This is a genomic window from Nonomuraea africana (assembly GCF_014873535.1).
In the GTDB taxonomy this organism is placed as follows: domain Bacteria; phylum Actinomycetota; class Actinomycetes; order Streptosporangiales; family Streptosporangiaceae; genus Nonomuraea; species Nonomuraea africana.
This window is the reverse complement of the sequence record NZ_JADBEF010000001.1, coordinates 2,638,895-2,660,552: the sequence shown is the minus strand read 5'-3', so window position 1 is coordinate 2,660,552 and position 21,658 is coordinate 2,638,895. Positions and strand designations below refer to the sequence as shown.

At 70.3% G+C, this 21,658-nt stretch carries 19 protein-coding genes and 1 pseudogene; 12 read left to right on the top strand and 8 right to left on the bottom strand.

What is annotated here, in order from left to right; translation table 11 throughout:
* Positions 1-50 precede the first annotated feature (50 nt).
* Positions 51-1,079 carry an aminotransferase class V-fold PLP-dependent enzyme gene (locus H4W81_RS12430; RefSeq protein WP_192774958.1) on the top strand — a complete coding sequence of 343 codons (1,029 nt, stop codon included), beginning with the start codon at positions 51-53 and terminating at the stop codon, positions 1,077-1,079.
* Positions 1,080-1,338: 259 nt separating this feature from the next.
* Positions 1,339-1,656, top strand: a complete 318-nt coding sequence (locus H4W81_RS12425) for a DUF952 domain-containing protein (RefSeq protein ID WP_192774957.1) — start codon at positions 1,339-1,341, stop codon at positions 1,654-1,656.
* Here the strand turns inward: H4W81_RS12425 and H4W81_RS12420 are convergent.
* The 3 genes from H4W81_RS12420 to H4W81_RS12410 are packed head-to-tail and all read right to left on the bottom strand — an operon-like array spanning position 1,635 to position 4,170.
* Complete coding sequence (locus tag H4W81_RS12420) at positions 1,635-2,438, bottom strand: ABC transporter permease (protein WP_192774956.1); 804 nt, start codon at positions 2,436-2,438, stop codon at positions 1,635-1,637. The genes H4W81_RS12425 and H4W81_RS12420 overlap by 22 nt on opposite strands.
* 2 nt (positions 2,439-2,440) lie before the next feature.
* The gene (locus H4W81_RS12415) at positions 2,441-3,184 is read right to left on the bottom strand and encodes an ABC transporter permease (RefSeq protein WP_318781696.1); all 744 of its coding nucleotides are present in this window, start codon (positions 3,182-3,184) and stop codon (positions 2,441-2,443) included.
* Positions 3,185-3,198: 14 nt separating this feature from the next.
* A complete protein-coding gene (locus H4W81_RS12410; RefSeq protein WP_225958577.1) occupies positions 3,199-4,170 on the bottom strand; it encodes an ABC transporter ATP-binding protein in 972 nt (323 codons plus the stop codon).
* 613 nt (positions 4,171-4,783) lie between these two features.
* On the opposite strand from H4W81_RS12410, the gene H4W81_RS12405 reads away from it, so the two are divergent.
* Positions 4,784-5,575, top strand: coding sequence for a carbon-nitrogen hydrolase family protein (locus H4W81_RS12405; protein ID WP_192774953.1), 792 nt, complete (start codon positions 4,784-4,786; stop codon positions 5,573-5,575).
* Between the two features lie 250 nt (positions 5,576-5,825).
* Here H4W81_RS12405 and H4W81_RS12400 read toward each other — a convergent pair whose 3' ends face one another.
* Positions 5,826-6,056: a hypothetical protein gene (locus H4W81_RS12400; protein ID WP_192774952.1), complete on the bottom strand. Its 231-nt coding sequence runs from the start codon at positions 6,054-6,056 to the stop codon at positions 5,826-5,828.
* A gap of 188 nt (positions 6,057-6,244) precedes the next feature.
* Here H4W81_RS12400 and H4W81_RS12395 point away from each other — a divergent pair, with 188 nt between their 5' ends.
* The 4 genes from H4W81_RS12395 to H4W81_RS12380 all read left to right on the top strand — a co-directional run bounded on the left by H4W81_RS12395 (position 6,245) and on the right by H4W81_RS12380 (position 10,575).
* The gene (locus H4W81_RS12395; RefSeq protein WP_192774951.1) at positions 6,245-6,697 is read left to right on the top strand and encodes a hypothetical protein; all 453 of its coding nucleotides are present in this window, start codon (positions 6,245-6,247) and stop codon (positions 6,695-6,697) included.
* A gap of 19 nt (positions 6,698-6,716) precedes the next feature.
* Positions 6,717-6,962 (top strand): hypothetical protein, encoded by a 246-nt coding sequence (locus H4W81_RS12390; RefSeq protein WP_192774950.1) that lies wholly within the window; start codon positions 6,717-6,719, stop codon positions 6,960-6,962.
* 359 nt (positions 6,963-7,321) lie between these two features.
* Complete coding sequence (locus H4W81_RS12385) at positions 7,322-8,995, top strand: enoyl-CoA hydratase-related protein (protein ID WP_192774949.1); 1,674 nt, start codon at positions 7,322-7,324, stop codon at positions 8,993-8,995.
* Between the two features lie 50 nt (positions 8,996-9,045).
* Positions 9,046-10,575, top strand: coding sequence for a helix-turn-helix domain-containing protein (locus tag H4W81_RS12380; RefSeq protein ID WP_192774948.1), 1,530 nt, complete (start codon positions 9,046-9,048; stop codon positions 10,573-10,575).
* Between the two features lie 93 nt (positions 10,576-10,668).
* On the opposite strand, the gene H4W81_RS12375 is transcribed toward H4W81_RS12380, so the two are convergent.
* Complete coding sequence (locus tag H4W81_RS12375) at positions 10,669-12,267, bottom strand: MFS transporter (RefSeq protein WP_192774947.1); 1,599 nt, start codon at positions 12,265-12,267, stop codon at positions 10,669-10,671.
* 145 nt (positions 12,268-12,412) lie between these two features.
* Here H4W81_RS12375 and H4W81_RS12370 point away from each other — a divergent pair, with 145 nt between their 5' ends.
* Entirely contained in the window at positions 12,413-15,757 is a 3,345-nt protein-coding gene (locus tag H4W81_RS12370; protein ID WP_192774946.1) for an AfsR/SARP family transcriptional regulator, read from the top strand.
* Between the two features lie 779 nt (positions 15,758-16,536).
* Here H4W81_RS12370 and H4W81_RS12365 read toward each other — a convergent pair.
* Positions 16,537-17,712: a macrolide family glycosyltransferase gene (locus tag H4W81_RS12365; RefSeq protein ID WP_192774945.1), complete on the bottom strand. Its 1,176-nt coding sequence runs from the start codon at positions 17,710-17,712 to the stop codon at positions 16,537-16,539.
* Positions 17,713-17,811: 99 nt separating this feature from the next.
* On the opposite strand from H4W81_RS12365, the gene H4W81_RS12360 reads away from it, so the two are divergent.
* Both H4W81_RS12360 and H4W81_RS12355 read left to right on the top strand, forming a co-directional pair.
* Complete coding sequence (locus tag H4W81_RS12360) at positions 17,812-18,852, top strand: tyrosine-type recombinase/integrase (protein WP_192774944.1); 1,041 nt, start codon at positions 17,812-17,814, stop codon at positions 18,850-18,852.
* A gap of 8 nt (positions 18,853-18,860) precedes the next feature.
* Complete coding sequence (locus H4W81_RS12355; protein WP_192774943.1) at positions 18,861-19,487, top strand: LysE family translocator; 627 nt, start codon at positions 18,861-18,863, stop codon at positions 19,485-19,487.
* Between the two features lie 67 nt (positions 19,488-19,554).
* Here the strand turns inward: H4W81_RS12355 and H4W81_RS12350 are convergent, their stop codons facing one another.
* Positions 19,555-20,325 (bottom strand): SDR family oxidoreductase, encoded by a 771-nt coding sequence (locus tag H4W81_RS12350; protein ID WP_192774942.1) that lies wholly within the window; start codon positions 20,323-20,325, stop codon positions 19,555-19,557.
* 78 nt (positions 20,326-20,403) lie between these two features.
* Positions 20,404-20,658 carry a helix-turn-helix domain-containing protein gene (locus tag H4W81_RS12345; RefSeq protein ID WP_192774941.1) on the bottom strand — a complete coding sequence of 85 codons (255 nt, stop codon included), beginning with the start codon at positions 20,656-20,658 and terminating at the stop codon, positions 20,404-20,406.
* Between the two features lie 48 nt (positions 20,659-20,706).
* Between H4W81_RS12345 and map the strand changes: the two genes are divergently transcribed.
* Together map and H4W81_RS49990 are read left to right on the top strand one after the other, a co-directional pair.
* Complete coding sequence (gene map / locus H4W81_RS12340) at positions 20,707-21,474, top strand: type I methionyl aminopeptidase (RefSeq protein ID WP_192774940.1); 768 nt, start codon at positions 20,707-20,709, stop codon at positions 21,472-21,474.
* Between the two features lie 10 nt (positions 21,475-21,484).
* Positions 21,485-21,655, top strand: a pseudogene (locus H4W81_RS49990) (hypothetical protein); the annotation flags it as partial.
* Positions 21,656-21,658 lie beyond the last annotated feature (3 nt).

The following is a 21,658-nucleotide window of genomic DNA, read 5'->3' as shown; positions in this document are numbered from 1 at the left end:
CCCCACCCCACCCGAGCGACACCTTTTACCCGCCTGCCTAAGCTGCCCCCATGCACCTCGACGCCGCCAGGAAACTCTGGGAACCGGCACCAGGCTGGCTCAACACCGCCAGCTACGGCCTGCCGCCCCGCCCCGCCCTCGACGACCTCCACACCGCACTCACCCAATGGCGGCACGGCAGCACCGACTGGCAACCATGGGACGAGACCGTCACCCGCTCCCGCGCCGCCTTCGCCACCCTCATCGGCGCCCCCGCCGACGACATCACCATCAGCTCCACCGCCTCCCAGATCGTCTCCCAGATCGCCACCGCCCTGCCGCCAGGCTCCCGCGTCCTGGTGCCCGACATCGAATTCACCAGCAACGTCTATCCCTGGGCCGTGGCCGCCCACGTCGACACCGCACCACCCGACCGCCTCGCCGAGGCCATCACCCCGCACACCACCGCCGTCGCCTTCAGCCTCGTCCAGTCCGCCACCGGCGACCTCGCCCCCCTCGCCGACATCGTCGAGGCCGCCCGCGCCCACGACACCCTCGTCATCGCCGACGCCAGCCAGGCCTGCGGCTGGCTACCCGTCACCACCGACGGCCTCGACGGCCTGGTCTGCGCCGCCTACAAATGGCTGATGTGCCCGCGCGGCGCCGCCTTCGGCTACCTGTCACCCCGCCTGCGCGCCCGCATGCGGCCCACCGCCGCCAACTGGTACTCCGGCACCAGCATGTACGGCATGCCGCTCACCCACCAGCCCGGCGCCCGCGCCTTCGACCTGTCCCCGGCCTGGTTCTCCTACGTCGCCGCCGCGCCCGCCCTCGACCTGCTCAACCAGCTCGACCTCGCCGACATCCGCGACCACAACCTCGCCCTGGCCAACCGCTTCCGCGCCGGAGCGGGACTACCGCCCGGCGACAGCGCCATCGTCTCCCTGGACACCGCCTCCCTCGCAACCGGCGACGCGACGGGGGAGCGGCTCGAACGCGCGGGCGTACGCGCCGCCGTACGCGCGGGCAAACTCCGCGTCTCCTTCCACCTCTACACCAGCGAGAACGACGTCGACCTCGCCCTGGAAGCCCTCACCTGACACAACCGCCCGCTTCCGAAGCCCGCACTCCACGCTCGGGGGCATCGCCCGCGACCACCCTGGAAGCCCGCGCGATTGCCCACGCTGGGGGTCTCGCCCGCAACCATCCTGGGAGCCCGCCCGCGACCCGGTACTCCCCGCGCGAACAGCCCGGAGTGCCACGCGCACCAGACTCAGCCCCTCGAGCTCCGCACGATCCGTGACCCCACTACCGTGGCCCTCAGATCACCATCCCGCACTCCACCACAGAGGCCCGCACATGACCATCCTGCACATCGCCTACGCCGCCGACTGGAACGCCGCCCAGGAAAGCGGCGAATACCGCATCTCCACCCGCGGCCGCACCCTCGAACAGGAAGGCTTCATCCACTGCAGCGCCGACCGCCGCCAAGCCGACACCGTCACACAGGCCTTCTACGCCGACGTCACCGACCCCCTCGTCCTCCTCGAGATCGACCCCACCGGCCTCGACATCCGCTACGAGACACCCGAAGGGGCCCACGAGGCCTTCCCCCACCTCTACGGACCCCTCCCGACCACCTCGGTAACCGCCGTCTACGAGCACAACACCCGCTGAATCCGCCGCGACGCCACCCACAACCCCAACGCCGCCAACGCCGCCAGATACAGCGCATGCCCCGCCAGCGCCCACTCCACGCGGCCGAGCGCCAGACCACGCACCAGCTCGACCGCGTGATACAGCGGCGTCACCTGCACCACCACCGCCAGCACCGGCGGATAACCCCCCACCGGCGCGAACGTCCCCGAAAACAGGAACAACGAGAACTGCGCGGCCGTCATCAGGTCGAAGTCCTGCCACCCCCGCAGAAACGTCGACACCGCCATCCCCGCCGCCCCGAACGCCACCCCCACCAGCATCGTCGCCGGAAACGCCGCCAGCGCCCACCACGGCTCGGCCAACCCCATCACGGCCATCACCAGCAAGAACGCCGCCGTGTAGAACGAGCTGCGCACCATCGCCCACGTCAGCTCACCCAGCGCCACCTCGATCGGCCGCACCGGCGTCGCCAAGATCGCCTCGAACGTCTTCGCATACTTCATCTTGAAGAAGAAGTTGAACGTCGTCTCCGCCAGCGCGCCGTTCATCGCCGAGGCCGCCAGCATCGCAGGAGCCACGAACACCGCGTACGACACCACCCGCCCGTCACCCAGCGGAATCCGGCCCACCAGCGCGCCCACGCCGACACCGATCGACAACAGGTACAGCAGCGGCTCGAAGAACCCCGACACCAGCACCAGCCAGTACGACGCCCCACTGCGCAGCGCACCCAGATTGCGGCCGACCACCGCACCCACCCGGCCCACCGACACCTGCCGGGCCACCATCAACGTCACCATGATCAGTCCTGAAGTCGCTTACGGAAGGAGAACGCCGCCCACCACAACCCGGCCACGGCGAAGGCCAGCAGATACCCCAGATGCACCCACGCCGGCCACGGGGGAGCGACCCCCAACGTCGCCGCCCTGCACAACTCCACCCCGTGCCACAACGGCGACGCGTACGCCAGCGGCCGCACCAGCTCCGGCAACTGCTCCACCGGAAAGAACACCCCCGCGAACAACGTCGAGGGGATCATCACGAACCGAAACAACAACGCGAAGTAACTGTCATGATCGATCGACGCCGAGAACGCCGACACCGGCGCCGCACACGCCACCGCCAGCAACCCCACCACCAGCAGCGTCACCACCGCCCACGGCGAGGCCAGCACCCCGAAGGCCGCCACCACCGCCAGGAACACCACCGCCGCGACCTCGACCCGAAACACGATGTACAGCATCCAGCCGCGCACCATGTCCCACGCCGACACCCGCGTCGCGAACATCGCGTGCGCACCCCGCGTCCACTTGAACTCGCCCAGCACGCTGTAGGTGCACTCACCAACCGCCATCTGGAAAGCCGTCGACGCCAGCACCCCCGGCACGATCCACTCCACGTACGGCACGCCCTCCACCGTGCCCACGTAACCCCCGACCCCCAGCCCGATGCTCACCAGGAACAACAACGGCAGAAGGAAGGACGAGAACAGCGACGCCCGCCACAACCGCTTGTACAACGTCAGGTGCCGCTCCAGCACCGCCACCGTCGGATGCGCCATCAGTCCACCAACGTCCGGCCGGTCAGGTGCAGGAACACATCCTCCAGCGACGAACGCCGCACCAGCACACTCGACGGCGCCAACTCCCTGCGATGCACCTCCGACACCGCGTCGTCGCCGTCCTTGGCGTACAGCAGGATCCGATCAGGCAGCACATCCACCCGATCACCCACCCCCGACAGCCGCTCCACGAACCCCTCCAGCGACTCCGACCCGAACCGCAGCTCCACCACCTCCGGCGAGGCATACGACTCGATCAGCGACCGCGGCGACCCCTCCGCCACGATCCGGCCACCGTCCATCACCACCAGCCGGTCACACAGCTGCTCGGCCTCGTCCATGTAGTGCGTCGTCAACACCAACGTCACCCCACGCTGCTTCAACCGGAACAACCGCTCCCACAGCAGATGCCGCGCCTGCGGATCGAGACCCGTCGTCGGCTCGTCCAGCAGCACCAGATCCGGCTCGTTCACCATCGCCCGCGCGATCGTCAACCGCCGCTTCATGCCACCCGACAACGGCTCCACCTTCGACGACGCCTTGTCACGCAACTGCGCGAAATCGAGCATCTCCTCGGCCCGCTCCCGCGCCTTCGCCCGCGACAACCCGAAGTAACGGGCATACGTCGTCAGGTTCTCCCGCACCGTCAGATCGGGATCGAGGTTGTCCAGCTGCGGGCACACCCCCAGCCGAGCCCTGATCGCCGGCCCCTCCCGCACCGGGTCCATCCCCAGGATGCGCAGCTCACCGGCCGACGGCAGCGACACACACGAGATCATCCGCATCGTCGACGACTTGCCCGCGCCATTGGGACCCAGGAACCCGAACGCCTCACCAGGCTCCACGTCAAGATCGATGCCGTCCACCGCAGTGAACTCACCGAACCGCTTGACCAGCCCGCGCGCGTGAATAAGAGGTTGATGTTCAGCCACGAGCCGGAACACTAGCCAACGGCACCGACAGAACCGCAAGCGAATAAACGGGTTGCCGAGGGGGAGCGGACAAGATCCGGGCGGCAGGACGGCGCTCTCAACGGCGATCGGATGGGCCGCCGTTCACAGCCTGCGGACGGTCGACGGTCGACCGGCTGGACGGCTTCGGCCGGCGGGTGACGGCCGGCGGGTGACGGCCGGCGTTCACAGCCTGCCGGACGGTCGACGAGCGACCGGCTGGACGGCTTCGGCCGGCGGCTGAACACCGCAGACCTGATTCAGGAGGCCACAACCCCACGTCGCGGTCGGCCCCCCGCCGGAGTTGTGCACGCCGAGCGAGGACGCGTCGAGCAACGCCTGCTTGCGGACCGAGGTCGCGATTGACCCGACTCCCCATGCCACGGTCGCGGCATCATGGTCGAGCGCCGAGCGCAGAGCTCGGCGGATCGAGCGCCGACCAGAGGGGAGCCGAGCCCCGGGCAAGGGACCGGCGCCCCGAGCACAGAGAGTCGAGCAGCGCCGGGCGCCGGGTGCTGACCACAGGGCGCCGAGCAGCGCCGGGATCGCCCCAGGGCGGTGGCGTCACGGAAGCGAACAGCCGGCGAGGGCCCAGGGCGAAACGTGCAAGATCACGACAGATACCATGCCCGGCATGCCGTCAGAGTCGTTGGTCGTCGCAGTCGCACAGACATCCGCAGAACCAGGCGATGTACGGGCCAACGCCCGTTCAGCGGCCGACCTCGTCCACACAGCCGCCGAAAGCGGGGCGGCCCTGCTCCTGTTCCCCCAGCTCTCACTGGTGGGCTACGACCTGTCCCTCTTCGCCGACCCATCATGCTGGGTGAGCGACAACGACCCGAGGCTCGACATCGTCCGCCACGCCGTACAGGAACGCGGAGTGACCACGGTGGTGGGCGCCCCCTACCGCCGCCCCGACGGCACGAGCTGGATCGCCTCCCTGGTGATCCGCCCCGACGCAGAGATCCACGCCCACGGTAAGCGGAACCTGCACGGCCTCGAACGAGACCTGTTCCAGCCCGCGGACAAGGGCCCGCTCCTCGACATCGACGGCTGGCAGGTCGCCCTCGCCCTGTGCCTCGACGCCGGGATGCCCGCCCACGCCGCGGACGCCGCCCACGACGGCGCCGAGGTGTACGCCGCCTCGGCCCTCTACACCCGGGAGGAGGCGCGGCGCATGGACATCCACTTCGCCGCCCGCGCCATGGACCACCGCATGTTCGCGGTCGTCGCCAACCACGCCGGCACGGGACCCGGATGGGAGTCCTGCGGAGGCAGCGGCGCCTGGCACCCGGACGGCAGGCGGCTTTACCAGGCCGGAACCGAGTCCGGCCTCTTCACCACGACCCTGCCCCGCAACGAGCTCCAGACCTTGCGCGACAAGGACGCCCTGGCCGGATATCCGCGCGGAGCGGTCCGGCGATGACGGCGGTCAACAGGTGTCATCGACGTCGATGACACCGACCTCCTCGGGACCGACGAGAACCCGTACGAGCGCCCACCCTGCTGCTGTGGGGCGACCAGGACCCCCTGATCGACCGCCCCACCGTCGACTACCTGCTCAGCCGCAGACCCGACTGGAAGCTACGCGTGTTCGAGGGCGCCGGACGCCTGATGCCCATGGAAACCCCCGCGGCCTACGCCGAGGCCGCGACAGGGCAGGGGAGTGGCCCTCCCTAGGAAGTCAGCACCCGCACCGCGGGAGCCTGAGGAGCCGCCGCCGGCGGCTGCTGCTGCCGTACCGGAGCCTCCATCGGACGCTGCCGCGACGCCACCCGCTCCGCGCAGCCACCCTCGCAGTACCCGTTGGTGACGATCAGCCGCCCCCTGGCGGGTGTGTACGCGTCACGGCCGGAAGCGGGCAGGACCCCCTGGCACACCTGGCACAAAATCCCGTCGTTCCCCACGTGTGCTCCTTATCCGCAGTCTCGCCGGGTAACCCACACTATGCGCACTCAATCATTCCGGGTCGATATTTCGACGATCCGTCAAAAACACCCGTCAACATCCGGGGGAGCAAGACGCCACGCCGCCCACCGCCTCAACTTGACATAATGCTCATTATCAAGCAAACGCGCGAAGCTACGATCAAGCCATGACGAACATCGGAATCCCCGAAATCCTCCCCGTCCTCCTCGCCATCGGCATCATCGCGGCCATCGCCCTCAGCGCCACCAAAGCCGCCCGAGCCCGCACACCCAACCCACTGATCACACCCCGAACACCCGCCGAACTCGAACACCACCTGCAGGCCCTCGTCGATCAAGGCAAACCGATCCTCGCCATCAAGATCCTGCGCGAGCACACCGGCCTCAGCCTCAAAGACGCCAAAACCGCCGTCGACGGCATGCGCGCAGGACACCGCCTCATCGACCACCCCGCCATGGCCCGCCTCCCACAACCGCAACCACGCGCCCACCAGCCCGACCTCGCCACCAGAGTCCGCCGACTCAAGGCCGACGGCCGTGCCGAGCAAGCCGTGCACCTGGTGATCGGCGAGACCGGAATGAGCCAGAGCGAGGCGCAGACCTTCGTGCAGGCGCTGTGATCGGCGTTACGATCGACACATGCCGACGAGTCTGGGTTCCCTCGTCCTCCTGACCGTTCTCGTGACAGCGGCGATCATCTGGTTGATCTTCCTGGCCGTACGGCTGACGCGGCGCCCCCGCAACCGCCTCCTGCCCAGCCTCGACGTGGCCGATCAGGCGCGTGAGCTGAAGGCCGCGGGACAGTTCCAGGACGCGGTTTTCCTGGTGCGCGGCGAGACGGGTATGAGTCATCGCGCCGCCACGCGATTCGTACGAAAGCTATGAATCGTAGCTAAACCGGACAGAAGGTGAATTCTGTTTGGTGTAAGAAACGGCCGACAGGGGCCGTTCGCGCTCTTCGTCTTGCATGGACGGCATGGCGGCCGACCCGCTCCCCGTGCCGACCGCACTCCCGTGTCGCTCATCTCCCTCTGTCCATGTGAGGACATGAGCGCATCTTTTTGTGACGTACCTCTCCCCCGTTGTCGCGCCGTCCCGTGCGGACTTTTGTCCTGTTTGTCACTCAATGTCCGGGTCCAGATGTCGGGAAATTCGGGAATTTGCGGTGTTCTGTCACTCGGGTTTGCTCAGGCATGTCAGCATCACTTCTTTAGCCGAAGTTCAGCTCTGAAGGATGACCTCACGTGCGGATTCTCCTCCTCGTCTCTGCGTTCAACGGCCTGACCCAGCGCGCCTGGATCGAACTGCGCGAGGCCGGCCACGAGGTGACGGTCGAACTGGCGCTGTCGGAGCAGGTGATGCTCGAGGCGGTGGCGCTGGCCAAGCCGGACCTGGTGATCTGTCCGTTCCTGAAGGACAGGGTGCCGGAGCGGCTGTGGCGTGAGCACCGGGTGATCATCATTCACCCGGGTCCGCGGGGCGACAGGGGTCCGTCCTCGCTGGACTGGGCGATTCTCGACGGTGAGCCGCGCTGGGGTGTGACGGCGTTGCAGGCGGTCGAGGAGATGGACGCGGGGCCGATCTGGGGGTGGCGGGAGTTCGCGTTGCCGGCCGACCCGATGCGGAAGAGTTCGTTGTACAACGGGCTGGTGGCGGATGCCGCGGTGGAGTTGGTGGTGGAGGTGGCGCAGAAGGCGGCGGATCCGTCGTTCGTGCCTGTGCCGCTGGATTACGGGCGTTCTGAGGTGTGGGGGCGGTTGCGTCCGGCGATGACGCGGGCGGATCGGGAGTTCTCGTGGGCGGAGTCGTCGGAGCGGGTGGTGCGGCGGATCCGGGCGGCTGACGGGGCGCCGGGGGCGGCGGCGTTGCTGTGCGGGATGCCGGTGCGGGTCTTCGACGCGCGGCTGGGGCCTGAGTTGGTGGGTCAGCCGGGTTCGGTGGCGGCGCGGCGGGGTGGGGCGGTGCTGGTGCACACCGGTGATGGGACGGTGTGGGTCGGTCAGTTGCGGCGTGAGGATCGGGCTGGGGTGAAGTTGCCTGCTGTGTCGGTGCTGCGGCGTCGGCTGGGGCGGGCGCCGTCGAGTCAGCCGGGGTTCTCGGAGATCACGTATCAGCGGGCGGGTCGGGTCGGGGTGGTGACTTTCGACTTCTACAACGGGGCGATGGCGACGAATCAGTGCCGGCGGTTGGTGGAGGCGCTGCAGTACGCGGTGGCGCAGGACACGCGGGTGGTGGTGGTTCGTGGTGGTGAGGTGTTCTCGAACGGGATTCATCTGAATGTGATCGAGTCGGCGCGGCATCCGGAGATGGAGGCGTGGATGAACATCAACGCCATCAACGGGGTGTGCCGGGAGATCATCGCGTGTACGGGGCAGTTGGTGGTGGCGTCGATGGGGGGTAACGCCGGTGCCGGTGGGGTGATGATGGCGCTGGGCGCGGATCGGGTGCTGGTGCGTGAGGGGCGGGTGTTGAATCCGCATTATCGGACGATGGGGCTGTTCGGTTCGGAGTACTGGACGTATGTGCTGCCTCGGCGGGTGGGTGCGGAGGTGGCGGGGTCGTTGACGGGTGATGCGTTGCCGGTGGGGGCGGCGCAGGCGGTGTCGCTGGGGTTGGCTGATCGGTTGTTGAAGGGGTCGAGGGAGGAGTTCGAGCAGGAGGTTCTGGAGTATGCGGAGCGGTTGGCGGGTCGGGATGACTATGAGGAGTTGGTGCGGGTGAAGCGGGAGCGGCGGGAGGAGGATGAGCGGCGTAAGCCGTTGGAGGCGTATCGGATCGAGGAGTTGGCGGAGATGAGCCGGGATATGTTCGATGACCGGAATGGGTTCGCGGAGGCGCGGCGGGCTTTTGTGGGGAAGGTGAAGGCGGTGGCGACGCCGGCGCATCTTGCGTCGCATCGTGGGGTTGCTGGTCTCTGAGGTCTCGTTTGTCGCGTGTGCATCTCATATGTGAGATAGGTTTCCCTGTTATGGCGGATGACTATCTTGTGCGGATCGGCAGGCTGATCAGGGATGCGCGGCAGCATCGTGGTTGGACGCAGCTGCAGCTGGCGGAGGCTTTGGCGACGAGTCAGAGTGCGGTGAACCGGATCGAGAAGGGTAATCAGAACATCAGTCTTGAGATGATTGCCCGGATCGGTGAGGCGCTCGATAGCGAGATCGTGTCGCTGGGGTATGCGGGGCCGATGCATCTGCGGGTGGTGGGTGGCCGGCGGTTGTCGGGCAGCATCGAGGTGAAGACGAGCAAGAACGCGTGTGTGGCGTTGTTGTGCGCGTCGTTGTTGAATTCGGGTCGGACGATCTTGCGGAAGGTGGCGCGGATCGAGGAGGTCTACCGGATTCTGGAGGTGCTGGCCTCGATCGGGGTGCGGGCGCGGTGGATCAACGGTGGGAGCGATCTGGAGATCGTTCCGCCTGCGCGGTTGGATCTGGCGTCGATGGACACCGAGGCCGCGCGCCGTACCAGGAGTGTGATCATGTTCCTGGGGCCGTTGATGCATCGGGCGGAGCAGTTCGAGATCCCGTACGCGGGTGGGTGTGATCTGGGGACGCGGACGGTGCAGCCGCACATGAGCGCGTTGAAGCATTTCGGTCTCGAGGTGACGGCGACGGGCGGGATGTATCACGCCAGGGTGGACGCGTCGGTCTCCCCTACCAGGCCGATCGTGTTGACCGAGCGGGGTGACACGGTGACGGAGAACGCGCTGCTGGCGGCGGCGCGTCATGACGGGGTGTCGGTGATCCGCAACGCGTCGTCGAACTACATGGTGCAGGACCTGTGCTTCTTCCTGGAGGAGCTGGGTGTGAAGGTGGAGGGCGTCGGGACGACGACGTTGACGGTGCACGGGGTGCCGGACATCGAGGCGGATGTCGACTACTCCCCCTCTGAGGATCCGGTGGAGGCGATGAGTCTGCTGGCGGCGGCGGTGGTGACGTCGTCGGAGCTGACGATCTGCCGGGTGCCGATCGAGTTCCTGGAGATCGAGCTGGCGGTGCTGGAGGAGATGGGGCTGGATCATGATCGGGGGGTGGAGTATCGGGCGGCGAATGGTCGTACGCGTCTGGTGGATCTGACGGTGCGTCCGTCGAAGCTGGTCTCCCCCACGGACAAGATTCATCCGATGCCGTTTCCTGGGCTGAACATCGACAATGTGCCGTTCTTCGCGGCGATCGCGGCGACGGCGCAGGGGTCGACGCTGATTCATGACTGGGTGTACGACAATCGGGCGATCTATTTGACGGAGCTGACGCGGCTGGGGGCGTCGGTGAAGTTGCTGGATCCGCATCGGGTGCTGGTGGAGGGGCCGACGCGGTGGCGGTCGGCGGAGATGATGTGTCCTCCGGCGTTGCGTCCTGCGGTGGTGGTGCTGCTGGCGATGATGGCGGCGGAGGGGACATCGGTGCTGCGGAACGTGTATGTGATCAATCGGGGGTATGAGGATCTGGCGGAGCGGTTGACGGCGCTGGGTGCGCGGATCGAGACCTTCCGCGACATCTGAGGCCTGCTCCCCCGCTTTTCGTCGGGCGCGGCGGCGGGGCGGCTTGGTGGAGTCGTTCGGCTGGGCCGTCCCGCGCCGTCTTTCGCGCCGCGTTCAGTGGCTGTCTCCGGCGGTGGCCGGTTCCCTGGTCGGTGTGGCCTTGCCGGTTTCCTTGTCGGGCCCGCCGCTGGAGGGCACGTGCCGCAGCAGGACGATCGCGGTGACGGCCAGCATCGCCACGATGGCGCCCGCGATACCGCCCGCGAGGTTCAGTCCGCTGGTGAACGCTTCCCGGGCCTGTTCCAGGACGTGGGCGGCGATCGGGCCGGGCAGGTCCGCTGCGATGGCGTCGGCGCCGGCGAGCGTGTCGCGCGCGATGCCTGCGGCCGGCTCGGGGAGGTCCTTGGGCAGGGCGTCGCCGATCTCGTCCCGGTAGGCGGCGGTGACGACGCTGCCCAGGCCGGCGATGCCCAGCGCGATGCCGAACTCCATGCCCGTCTCCGACATCGCTGCGGCCGAACCGGCCTTGTCGAGCGGCGCGGAGCCGACGACCAGGTCCGTGCCGAGCGCCATCATCGGGCTGATGCCGGTGTAGATGAGCACGAAGCCGGTCACCAGCAGCGGCAGCCCGTGGGTGCTGTCGACCTGGGTGATCAGGGCGTAGCCCAGCACCGAGAGGGACAGCGCGCCGCCGAGGACGTATCCGGGGCGCACCCGCCGGGTGATCGCGGGCGTCAGCGAGGAGGCCGCGATCAGCGTCGCGGCGGCGGGCAGCAGCCACAGGCCGGCCGTGATCGGTGTCAGGCCCGCCACCAGCTGGAGGTACTGCGTGATGAACAGGTACAGCCCGCCCATCAGGCCGAGGCCGAGCAGGAGCACCAGCAGCGCGGCGCTGAACGCGCGGTTGGCGAACAGCCGCAGGTCCAGCAGCGGGTCGGCCAGCTTGCGCTGGCGCAGGGCGAACACCACGCCGAAGGCCGCGCCGGCGAGGATCGTGGTGGCCGCGAGGGCGTCCGGCCCGTGCTCGGCCAGGCGCTTGATCCCGTAGATCACCGGTAGCACCGTGACCAGGGAGAGCATCACGCTGGTGAGGTCGATGCGGCCCGCCTGCGTGTTCTTGTACTCGGGCAGCAGCAGTGGTGCGGCCACCAGGAGCACCGCCATCACCGGGACGGCGAGCAGGAACACCGAACCCCACCAGAACCGCTGCAGGAGCGCGCCGCCCAGGACCGGGCCGACGGCGGTGCCGACGGAGAAGCAGGTGACCCACACGCTGATGGCGACTCCGCGCTGCCGGGGGTCTTTGAACATGTTGCTGATCAGGGCCAGTGTCGAGGGCATCAGCGTGGCGCCGGTGATGCCGAGCAGCGCGCGGGCCGCGATCAGCATTTCCGGGCTGGTGGACTTCGCGGCGAGGATCGAGGCGAGGCCGAAGCCGAGCGCCCCGATCATCAGCAGCCTGCGGCGGCCGATGCGGTCGCCCAGCGTGCCCATGGTCACCAGGAACCCGGCGATCATGAAGCCGTAGATGTCGATGGTCCACAGCAGTTCGGTGCTGCTGGGCTTGAGGTCGGCGCTGAGGTGGGGTACCGCCAGGTTCAGTACGGTCGCGTCCAGGGCCAGCAGGATGGTGGGGAGGGTGAGGACGAAGAGGCCGAGCCATTCCCGGGGCCCGGCTCGGTGATCGGCCGGGTCCTGTGCTTGTGTCGTCATGGGTGTGCCTCCGTGGTTCGTGGATCGCCTTTGGCGGGGGCGGTGGTGGACACGGCCCAGCCTGCGGCCCGGCGCTCACGAGCCGCTCATCGCCCGCTCACGGCCGGCTCTCGGCACGTCGCGGGGCTGCGTTACCGTGGCTCCCATGCGATTCGGGGTGCTGGGGCCGCTGGCCGTGTGGAGGGCGGATGGCAGTCCGGTCACCGTGCCCGGCCTCAAGACCCGCGCCCTGCTGGCCGCTCTGCTGTGGCACGAGGGGCGCCCGGTGTCGGCGGATCGGCTCGTGGACGAGCTGTGGGCCGAGCGAGAGCTCCCCGGCAATCCCTTGGCCGCCCTGCAGACCAAGGTGTGGCAGCTGCGGAAGGTGTTGGAGGACGCCGAAGCGGGCGGCCGGGAGTTGGTGGCGCTGCGGGACGACGGCTATGTGCTGCGTACGGAACCCGAGAGCGTCGACATGGGCAGGTTCGGGACGCTGACGGCGCGCGCCATGGCCGCCGATGATCCCGGCACTCGCGCGGCGCTGCTGTCCGACGCCCTCGGGCTGTGGCGGGGCACGGCGTTCTCCGGCTTTGAGGACGCCGCGTTCGCCCGTCCGGTCATCACCCGTCTCGAGGAGGCCCGCTTGGCCGCCGTCGAAGCGTACGCCGAAGCCCGGATCGAGCTGGGCCGGCACCTCGACGTGGTGGCAGAGCTGCATGAGCTGGTCATGCGGCACCCGCTGCGCGAGCGGTTGCGCGCCCTTCAGATGCGCGCGCTGCATGCCGCCGGGCGGACGAGCGAGGCACTGGCCGGCTATCAGGAGCTGCGGGCCCGGCTCGCCGACGAGCTGGGCCTGGACCCGGGGCCCGAACTGACCGCCTTGCATCAGGCCATGCTGGAGCAGGACCCGGCGCTGAGCACCGTCCCCGCCGCCCGCACCGCCCGCACCGCCGGGACCGTCTCTGCCGGCGCGGCCCCGGCGCGCCGGCCCGCCACGAACCTGCCCGCTCCGCTGACCGGGCTGGTCGGCCGCCAGGGCGCGGTGGCCGAGGTGAAATCCCTGTTCGCCGCCGCGCGGCACCTGACGTTGACCGGCTCGGGCGGGGTCGGCAAGACCAGCCTCGCGCTGGAGACGGCGGCCCAGCTCGCCGGTGACTTCCCCGACGGCACCTGGCTGGTCGAGCTGGCCGCGCTGGGCCGTACCGGCGGCGCGGACGCGGTGGATCCGGTGGCGGAGGCCGTCATGGCCGCGATCGGCATCCGGGAAGGGGCGGGTCCCGTCTCCCCCGGCGTGGGCGGGCTCTGCTCGCCCGCCGAGAGCCTTGCCGAGGCGCTCGGCGACAAGCGGCTGCTGCTGGTGCTCGACAACTGCGAGCACATCGTCGGCGCGGTGGCCGAGCTGGCGGCGCTGCTGCTCAAGCGTGTCCCCGGCCTGCGCATCCTGGCTACCGGCCAGGAACCGTTGGGCATCCTCGGCGAGGTGGTCTGGGCCGTGCCGCCGCTGGAGGTGCCCGATCTCACCGGCGAGGCCGATCTCGACGCTGTGGCGCGCTCCAGTGCCGTGGAGTTGTTCGTCGTCCGGGCCGCTGCCGCGGCGCCCGGCTTCACGCTCGACGCCGGCAACGCTCGGGACGTGTCGGTGATCTGCCGCCGGCTCGACGGGATCCCCCTGGCGCTCGAACTGGCCGCCACCCGGGTACGGGCTCTCGGCGTACGGGGGCTGGTCAACCGCCTTGACGACCGCTTCAGGCTCCTGGCCACCGGGTACCGGGGCGCGCCGCCCCGCCAGCGGACGCTGCGGGCGATGATCGACTGGAGCTGGGAGCTGCTGACCGGGGCCGAGCGCATCGTGCTGCGCCGGCTGGCCGTCCACGCCGAAGGGTGCACGCTGGAGGCGGCGGAGGTCGTCTGCGCCGGGGAAGGGGTTCCTTCCGAGGACGTCCTCGACCTGCTCGCCCGCCTCGTGGACCGCTCGCTGGTCGTCGTGGCCGACGGCGGCGACGAACCCCGCTACCGGTTGCTCGAGTCGGTTGCGGACTACGGCCTGGCCCGCCTGCGTGAGGCGGGCGAGAGCGAGGACGTACGACGGCGTCACCGCCAGTACTACACCGACCTCGCCCAGCGCGCCGCGCCGCGGCTGCACGGCCCCGACCAGCGGCGCCGGCTGGGTCTTCTGGACGCGGAGGCCGCCAATTGCCGCCGGGCGCTCGACGACGCGGTCCGGCACGGTGCCGTCGAGGACGCCCTCAGGCTGGTCAACGCGCTGACCTGGTACTGGTTCCTGCGCGGCCGGCTGCGGGAGGCCGGCCGGTCGCTGGAGGCGGCGCTCGCCGCGGCCACCCGGAACTCGACGGCCGTGGCGTCCTTGCGGGCCCAGGCCCGGGCGTGGCGGGCGGGGTTCGCCCTTCTCGTCGGCGACGACGCCGAGCGGAGGCAGTACAGCCGTGTCGCCGTGGAGCTCTCCCGGGACGTCGCGGACCCGCGGGAGCGGGCCAGGGCCCAGTGGTTCCTCGGCTTCGCCCTGTTCGGGATCGGCGACCAGGCCGCCAGCGAGGACCTCATCGACCAGGCGCTGGCCGGCTTCCAGGCCCTCGGCGACACCTGGGGAACCGCCGCGGCGCTGAGCGTACGGGCCAACCAGGCCCATGTGCGCGGCGACCTCGCCCGGCTCGCGCACGACGGGCGGCGCAGCGCGGAGCTGTTCGCCGAACTCGCCGACGGCTGGGGGCGGTTGCAGACCGTCGAACCGCTCGCCGCGCTGGCCGAGATGGCGGGCGACTACGAACGCGCGGCCCGGCTCCATCACGAAGGGCTGCGCATGGCCGAGGACCTCGGGCTGTGGCCGGATGCCGCGGATCGGCTGAGCAGCCTGGGCAGCATCGCCATGCTCACCGGGGACCACGCAAGGGCGCGGGAGTTCCACCAGCGGGCGATGCGCCTGGCCTCCGAGCACAGCTTCAAGCCAGGGCAGATCCACGCGGAGGTCGGCCTCGGTCTCGGCGCTCGGCGCGAGGGACGGCTCGACGCCGCCGAGTCCCAGATGCGCCACGTGCTGCGCTGGCAGTCCGCGATGGCCTTCGAACCAGGCCGCGCGCTCGCTCTGGCCGAACTCGGCTTCGTCGCCGAGTTGCGCGGGGAGGCGGAGCAGGCCCTGTGCCTGCACCTGGACGGTTGGAGCGCGGCCCGTCAGACGGGTGATGCCCGGGCCATGGCGCTGGCCCTGGAGGGCCTGGCGGGAGCCCATGCCCTCGCGGGGCGTCACGCGTATGCGGCTGTGCTGCTCGGAGCCGCGCACGCGGCCAGGGACTCCGTGGGCATGCCGCTGCCCCCTGCCGAACGGGGCGACGTCGAGCGGATCACCCGGGTGGTGCGGCAGCACCTGGACGAGGACGCCTATCAGGCCGTTTTCCGGCGTGGCGGCGTGCTGACTCCCGAGGAGGCGCTTGCCGCGGCTCCCCGGCCTGATCCGCTCCCACGCTCACCGCCCGCGGACTGCTCGGTGAGCGGCTGACGAGAGGCCGCTCCTGTCCTCGTGGAGGCTTCGAGCCCGGAGCCGCCACCCATACGGACGGCGCGCGGCCCGTTGGCTGGGGCCGCGCAGCCGGCCGATCCCCTGCCGCACCATCGAACAGGTCCACCGGTCTTCCAGGGGCGTCTGTTCGGGGCCGGGGCTCACGTCCCGAGCTGGACCGGCTCGTCCTCAGGGTGGAGGGCGGGCCGGTCTGCGGTTTGGTGAGCGTGCGCGCGTGCCGGAGGAGGGCGCCGGAAAAGCCACGGCGGTGGCGGCGTTGAGCCACTCGGCGTCCAGGTCTCGCTCAGGCGACCCAGTGTGGTCGTCGGGCAGTGGACGAGAGGGGGAGGCCGCCGGCGAGGGCGGTGGCCATTTGGCGTGCTCAGCCGACCTCGGCCTCCTGCTCATCCCCCAGGACCTCGGGCTTGCCGCCCGGGTCGCGCTGCTGGCCGGTGGCGTCCTGCTCAACGGCCTGTCCGTCGCCGTCTATGTCGGCGCGCGCTTCGGCCCCGGGCCGCGCGACGGGCTGATGACCGGCGCGGCGGCCGCGACCGGGCGCTCCATGCGGGACCGTGGCCTGAGAACCGCCGGACCAGTCGACACACCGCGGACGGAAGCGGTGCCCCGGCTCCGGTCTCCCGAGGAGAACGTCTGGCGAAGGCGTCCACGCGGCGAGTGTGTGCGGACCAGGCCGGCGCGCCGTTCTGGTCCCCCTGTGCCGCCCCGATGGCGCACGGTGGAAGACCCTCCCGGGGCGGACGACTGGGCTGTGACGACGTTCAGCGCAGGGCCGCCTCGATGAGGTCGGCGGCGCGCTTGGTGCCGCCCTCGATCTGGAGTTCGTGCTGGAGGGCGCGCAGGCGCTCGGCGACCCGGGGGTCGCCGGTGAGGTCGAGGAGCGCCTCGCGCAGGGCCTGGGCGGTGGCCTGGTCGGTGTCGAGGCGGCGGGCGACGCCGAGTTCGGCGAGGCGGTCGGCGTTGGAGAACTGGTCGACGGCCTGGGGCACGGCGATCATCGGGACGGCGCAGGTGAGTCCTTCGGCGGCGCCGCCCATGCCGGCGTGGGTGACGAAGGCGTCGGCTTGGCGCAGGATGTCGAGCTGGGGCACCCAGGTGTGGACTTCGGTGTTGACCGGGATGGGGCCGAGGTCGGCAGGGTCGACGTGCTTGCCGATCTGCAGGACGAGGTGCCAGCCGGGCAGGTCGCCGAAGGCCTTGAGGCATTCGCGGTAGAAGGCGGGCTGGTTGGTGAAGGCGGAGCCGAGCGAGACGAGGACGACGTTCTCGGCGTCGCGGGGTCGCTGCCAGGTGCCCTGCTGGGCGCGCGAGCCGGTGCAGGGGCCGACGAAGGTGTAGTGGGCGGGGTCGACGCGGTCGGCGTTGGGTTGCAGGGCGCGCGGGACAAGGACGAGGCAGGTGTCGGGGCGGCCGACGAAGTTCTCGTGGGTGGCCTCGATGCCCTCGTCGTCGAGCCACTGCTGGGCGCGGCGGTAGTAGTCGGCGCCTTCGGGGGTGGAGCGCAGTTGGTCGAAGAGGGGGGCCATGTCGCTCTCGTAGCCGTCCCACGCGACGTAGGTGGGCGAGAGCTGGATGATCGGGATGTTCCACTGGGTGGCGACGACGCGGGCGGGCGCGGCGCCGATGTCGTAGAGGAACATGTCGGGCCGGTCGTCGTCGTAGGCGTGGCGCAGCTGCGGGGTCATGGCCTGGTTGTCGCGCAGGAACACGTCGAGCTGGGCGATGGTGTCCTCGGGCCAGCCGTCCGGGTCGCCGGGGACGGGCAGGGTGGAGGCGTACGGCTTGAGCTCGGCTCCGACGGAGGTGACCACGTCGCGGTAGGAGGGGTCGTTGGCGTAGGTGACGCGGTGACCACGGCGCACCAGTTCGGCGATGACCTCCAGGCTCGGGTTGACGTGTCCGGGCGCCGGGATGCTGACCATGGCGATGTGTGACATGGTCAGCAAGGTTATCGGCGCTGGTGGCGGAGGTCCTCGCATTTTTTGTCGGTGCCGCTCGGTACGTTCTTGCCGCTGGTGTTCTAGGCGAGGAGGGGCATGCGGCCTGCGGAGCTCAACAGGCTGACGGTGCGGGAGGCGGCTGACCGCTACGTGGAGTTGGTGCGGGCCAAGACGCTGACGGGGGCGTTGTCGATGTCGACGGCGGAGGTCTACGCGCGCGACGTGGCGACGCTGGTGGCGCTGGCCGGTGAAGGGGCGGTGCTCGACGACCTGACGGGCGAGGACATCGATGCGATCTTGCTGGCGTTCGCGCGCAAGCCCGACGGGCGGCGGGCCGAGCCGGCGGGCGGGCTGCAGAGCGCCTCGTCCCAGGCGCGGTTCCGGCGGTCGATCTCGGCGTTGTTCAAGCACGCGACGCTGGCGGGCTGGGTGCAGATCAATCCGATGGCGATGGCGACGGTGACGGCCAGGGAGCGGGGCGGGCTGCGGGCCGAGCGGCGGGCGCTGACGCGGGAGCAGGCGCAGGGGTTGATCGGTGCGGCCAGGGAGCTGGGCTCGGCTCCGGCGCGGCCGGAGCCGGTGCGGGAGGGGCGGCGCAGGCCACGCAGCGATCAGCGGACGGAGTCGCGTGACGCGTTGATCGTGTTGCTGCTGTCGACGGTGGGGCCGCGGGTGTCGGAGCTGGTGCGGGCGAACGTGGAGGATTTCTACACCAACGACGGGGTGCGCTACTGGCGGATCTTCGGCAAGGGCGGCAAGACGCGCGACGTGCCGTTGCCGGGGCTGGTGGCGCAGGCGTTGGAGGAGTATCTGGCCGGCGGGCGTCCACAGACGGCCGACAAGGCGCTGCTGCTGTCGTGGCGGGGGCGGCGGCTGGCGCGTGGTGATGTGCAGGCGGTGATCGACAGGGTGCAGCGGCAGGTCGATCCGTCCCAGCGGCGTTCGGTGACGCCGCATGGCCTGCGTCACACGACGGCGACGCATCTGCTGGCCGACGCGGTCGACATGGACGCGGTACGGCGGGTGCTGGGCCACAGCGATCTGGCGACGCTCGGCCGGTACCGGGACGAGTTGCCGGGTGAGCTGGAGGTGGCGATGCGGACCCATCCGTTGTTGAAGCCTCCCGATCAGCGATGATGTGTGGCATGACATCGGCTTTGCTGTCGTTCGCGGTGGTTGCGGGGTTGGTCACGATCGTGCCGGGGCTCGACACGGCCCTGGTGCTGCGGGCGGCGCTGACGCGGGGCCGGCGGGTGGCGTTCGCGACGGCGCTGGGCGTCAACACCGGGGTGCTGGTGTGGGGTGTGGCCGCGGCGGCCGGGTTGTCGGCGTTGCTGACCGCTTCGCAGCTGGCCTTCACCGTTCTGCGGTACGCGGGCGCGGCGTATCTGGTGTGGTTCGGGGTGTCGATGATCCGGAAGGCCCGGCGACCGGCGGAGGGCGTGGTGGAGCCCCCCGTACGGGAAGGGGGCGGATTGGCCGGAGCGTGGGCCAGGGGCGCGCTGACGAATCTGCTCAATCCCAAGATCGGCGTCTTCTACGTGGCGCTGTTGCCGCAGTTCCTGCCGCAGGAGGCGCCGCCGCTGCTGGGCGGGCTGCTGCTGGCCATGGTGCACAACGCCGAGGGGATGCTGTGGTTCACGGTGCTGATCTTCGGGGCGGGGGCGGCGAGGTCGTGGCTGGAGCGGCCGCCGGCGCGCCGGGTCATCGACAGGGTGACGGGCACCGTCCTGGTCGGCTTCGGGCTGCGCCTGGCGCTGTCGCCGCAGTAAGGGCGCGCAGAAGGCCTCGCGTCACCTGCGCGAGCTGCTCAGCTCGCCCGGAAAGGCTCAGCAGGGCTCAGATGAGGCCGCCGTCGACCAGGATGTTCTGGCCGGTCACCCAGCCGCTGTCGGGCCCGGCGAGGAAGGCGACCACGCCCGCCACGTCGGCGGGGGTGCCGAGCCTGCCGAGGGGGGTCATGCTGGCCACGGCCTGGCGTTCCTGCTCGGTGGTGGCTCCGCGCAGCAGGTCGGTGTCGGTGGGTCCGGGCGAGATGGTGTTGACGGTGATGCCGCGTCCGGCCAGTTCCTTGGCGGCGACCCTGCTGAACTGCTCGACGGCGGCCTTGCCCGCGGCGTAGAGCGCTTCGCCGGGGCCGGGCCAGGCGGTGCTGGCCGTCGACAGGTTGATGATGCGGGCGCCGTCGCGCAGGTGCGGCAGGGCGTGCTGGATGGTGAAGAAGACGCCTTTGACGTTGACGGCCATGGCGTGGTCGTAGTCGGCCTCGGTGACCTTGGCGATGGGCCGGTCGGCGGCGATGGCGGCGTTGTTGACGAGGATGTCGAGGCCGGGTTCGGCGAAGCGGTCGCGCGCGGTGGCGAACAGCCGCCTGATGTCGTCGAGGTCGGTGAGGTCGAGCCGTACGGGCCAGGCTCCCCCGTCGGCCGAGCCGCGCAGCGCGCCGACCTCCAGGTCGATCTCGGCGGCCACGCGGCGCGCGGCGGCCTCGGCCGTGGCGTAGGTGAAGACGACGGAGGCGCCGTCGACGGCCAGGCGTTGCACGATGGCTCTGCCGATGCCGCGCGAGCCGCCCGTCACCAGTGCGGTTCTGCCGGTCAGTGGACCCATGAGTCGCCCCTCTCGCCCTGCTCGCCCTCCTCTCCCCTGCCACGGATGAGGCGCTTCACTCGGCGCGGGTGGCGGACGTCAAGGATGGGCGGCGGGCGTGAGGCGTAGCGCGATCTCGTCGAGGGAGACGTCGAGCACCTCGGCCAGCGCGGCGATGGTGAAGAAGGCGGGGGTCGGGATGCGGCCGGTCTCGATCTTGCGGAGGGTTTCGGCGGACATGCCGGCGGCGGCGGCCACCTCCACGATGCTGCGCTCGCCGCGCGCCTGGCGCAGCAGGCGGCCGAGCTGCTCGCCGCGCTCGCGCTCGTGTGGGGTCAACGGGGGTCGCACCATGGATCCCATCCTATCAAGCGTCATAGAAATACCGTTATAGTTATCGGCATGGTGGAGATCAAAACCGACAACGAACTGGACGCGATGCGAGAGGCGGGCAGGGTCGTGGCCCGCGCCCTGCAAGCGGTCAGGAAGCACGCGGCCGTCGGCGTGCGCCTGACCGAGCTGGACGAGGTGGCCGCGAGCGTCATCGCCGAGGCGGGCGCCAGGCCCGCGTTCCTGCACTACCACCCCGCCTTCGCACCCACGCCCTTCCCCGCGATGATCTGCGCGTCGGTCAACGACGCGATCGTGCACGGCATCCCCGACTGCTACCGGCTGCGTGAGGGCGACCTGCTCAGCGTCGACTGCGGCGCCCACCTCGACGGGTGGGCCGCCGACGCGGCCGTCTCCCTGACGGTCGGGACGGCGCGCCCGGCCGACCTGGCGCTGATCGAGGCGACCGAACGCGCCCTCGCCGCCGGCATCGCCGCGGCGCTGCCGGGCAACAGGATCGGCGACATCGGCCACGCGATCGGCGAGCTGGCCCGGCAGGCGGGGTACGGCACGCCGCCCGACTTCGGCGGGCACGGCATCGGCCGGCGGATGCACGAGGACCCCTCCGTGCCCAACCATGGGAGGCCGGGGCGGGGGATGGTGCTGCGGCACGGGATGGTGCTGGCGATCGAGCCGATGTTCGTGGCGGGCGGCGACGGCCGCTACCGGACCGCGGCCGACGGCTGGAGGCTGCACAGCATCAGCGGCGAGCGGGCGGCCCACGCCGAGCACACCGTCGCGGTGACCGACGAGGGCCCCCGCATCCTCACCCTCCCCTGAGACCGGGCTGGTGGCTGGGGAATCTCCGTGTAATTGGGTCAAGGGCGGCGGCGACCGGCTCGGACAGGTCATGGCGAGCGGCCTGACGTCCCTGATGGGGCTGTGGACCCAGACGCGCGACCACCTGGAGTGGATGCGGCAGCACAACGACAGCGCCGCGCACCCGGTCGGCTTCTACGGGATC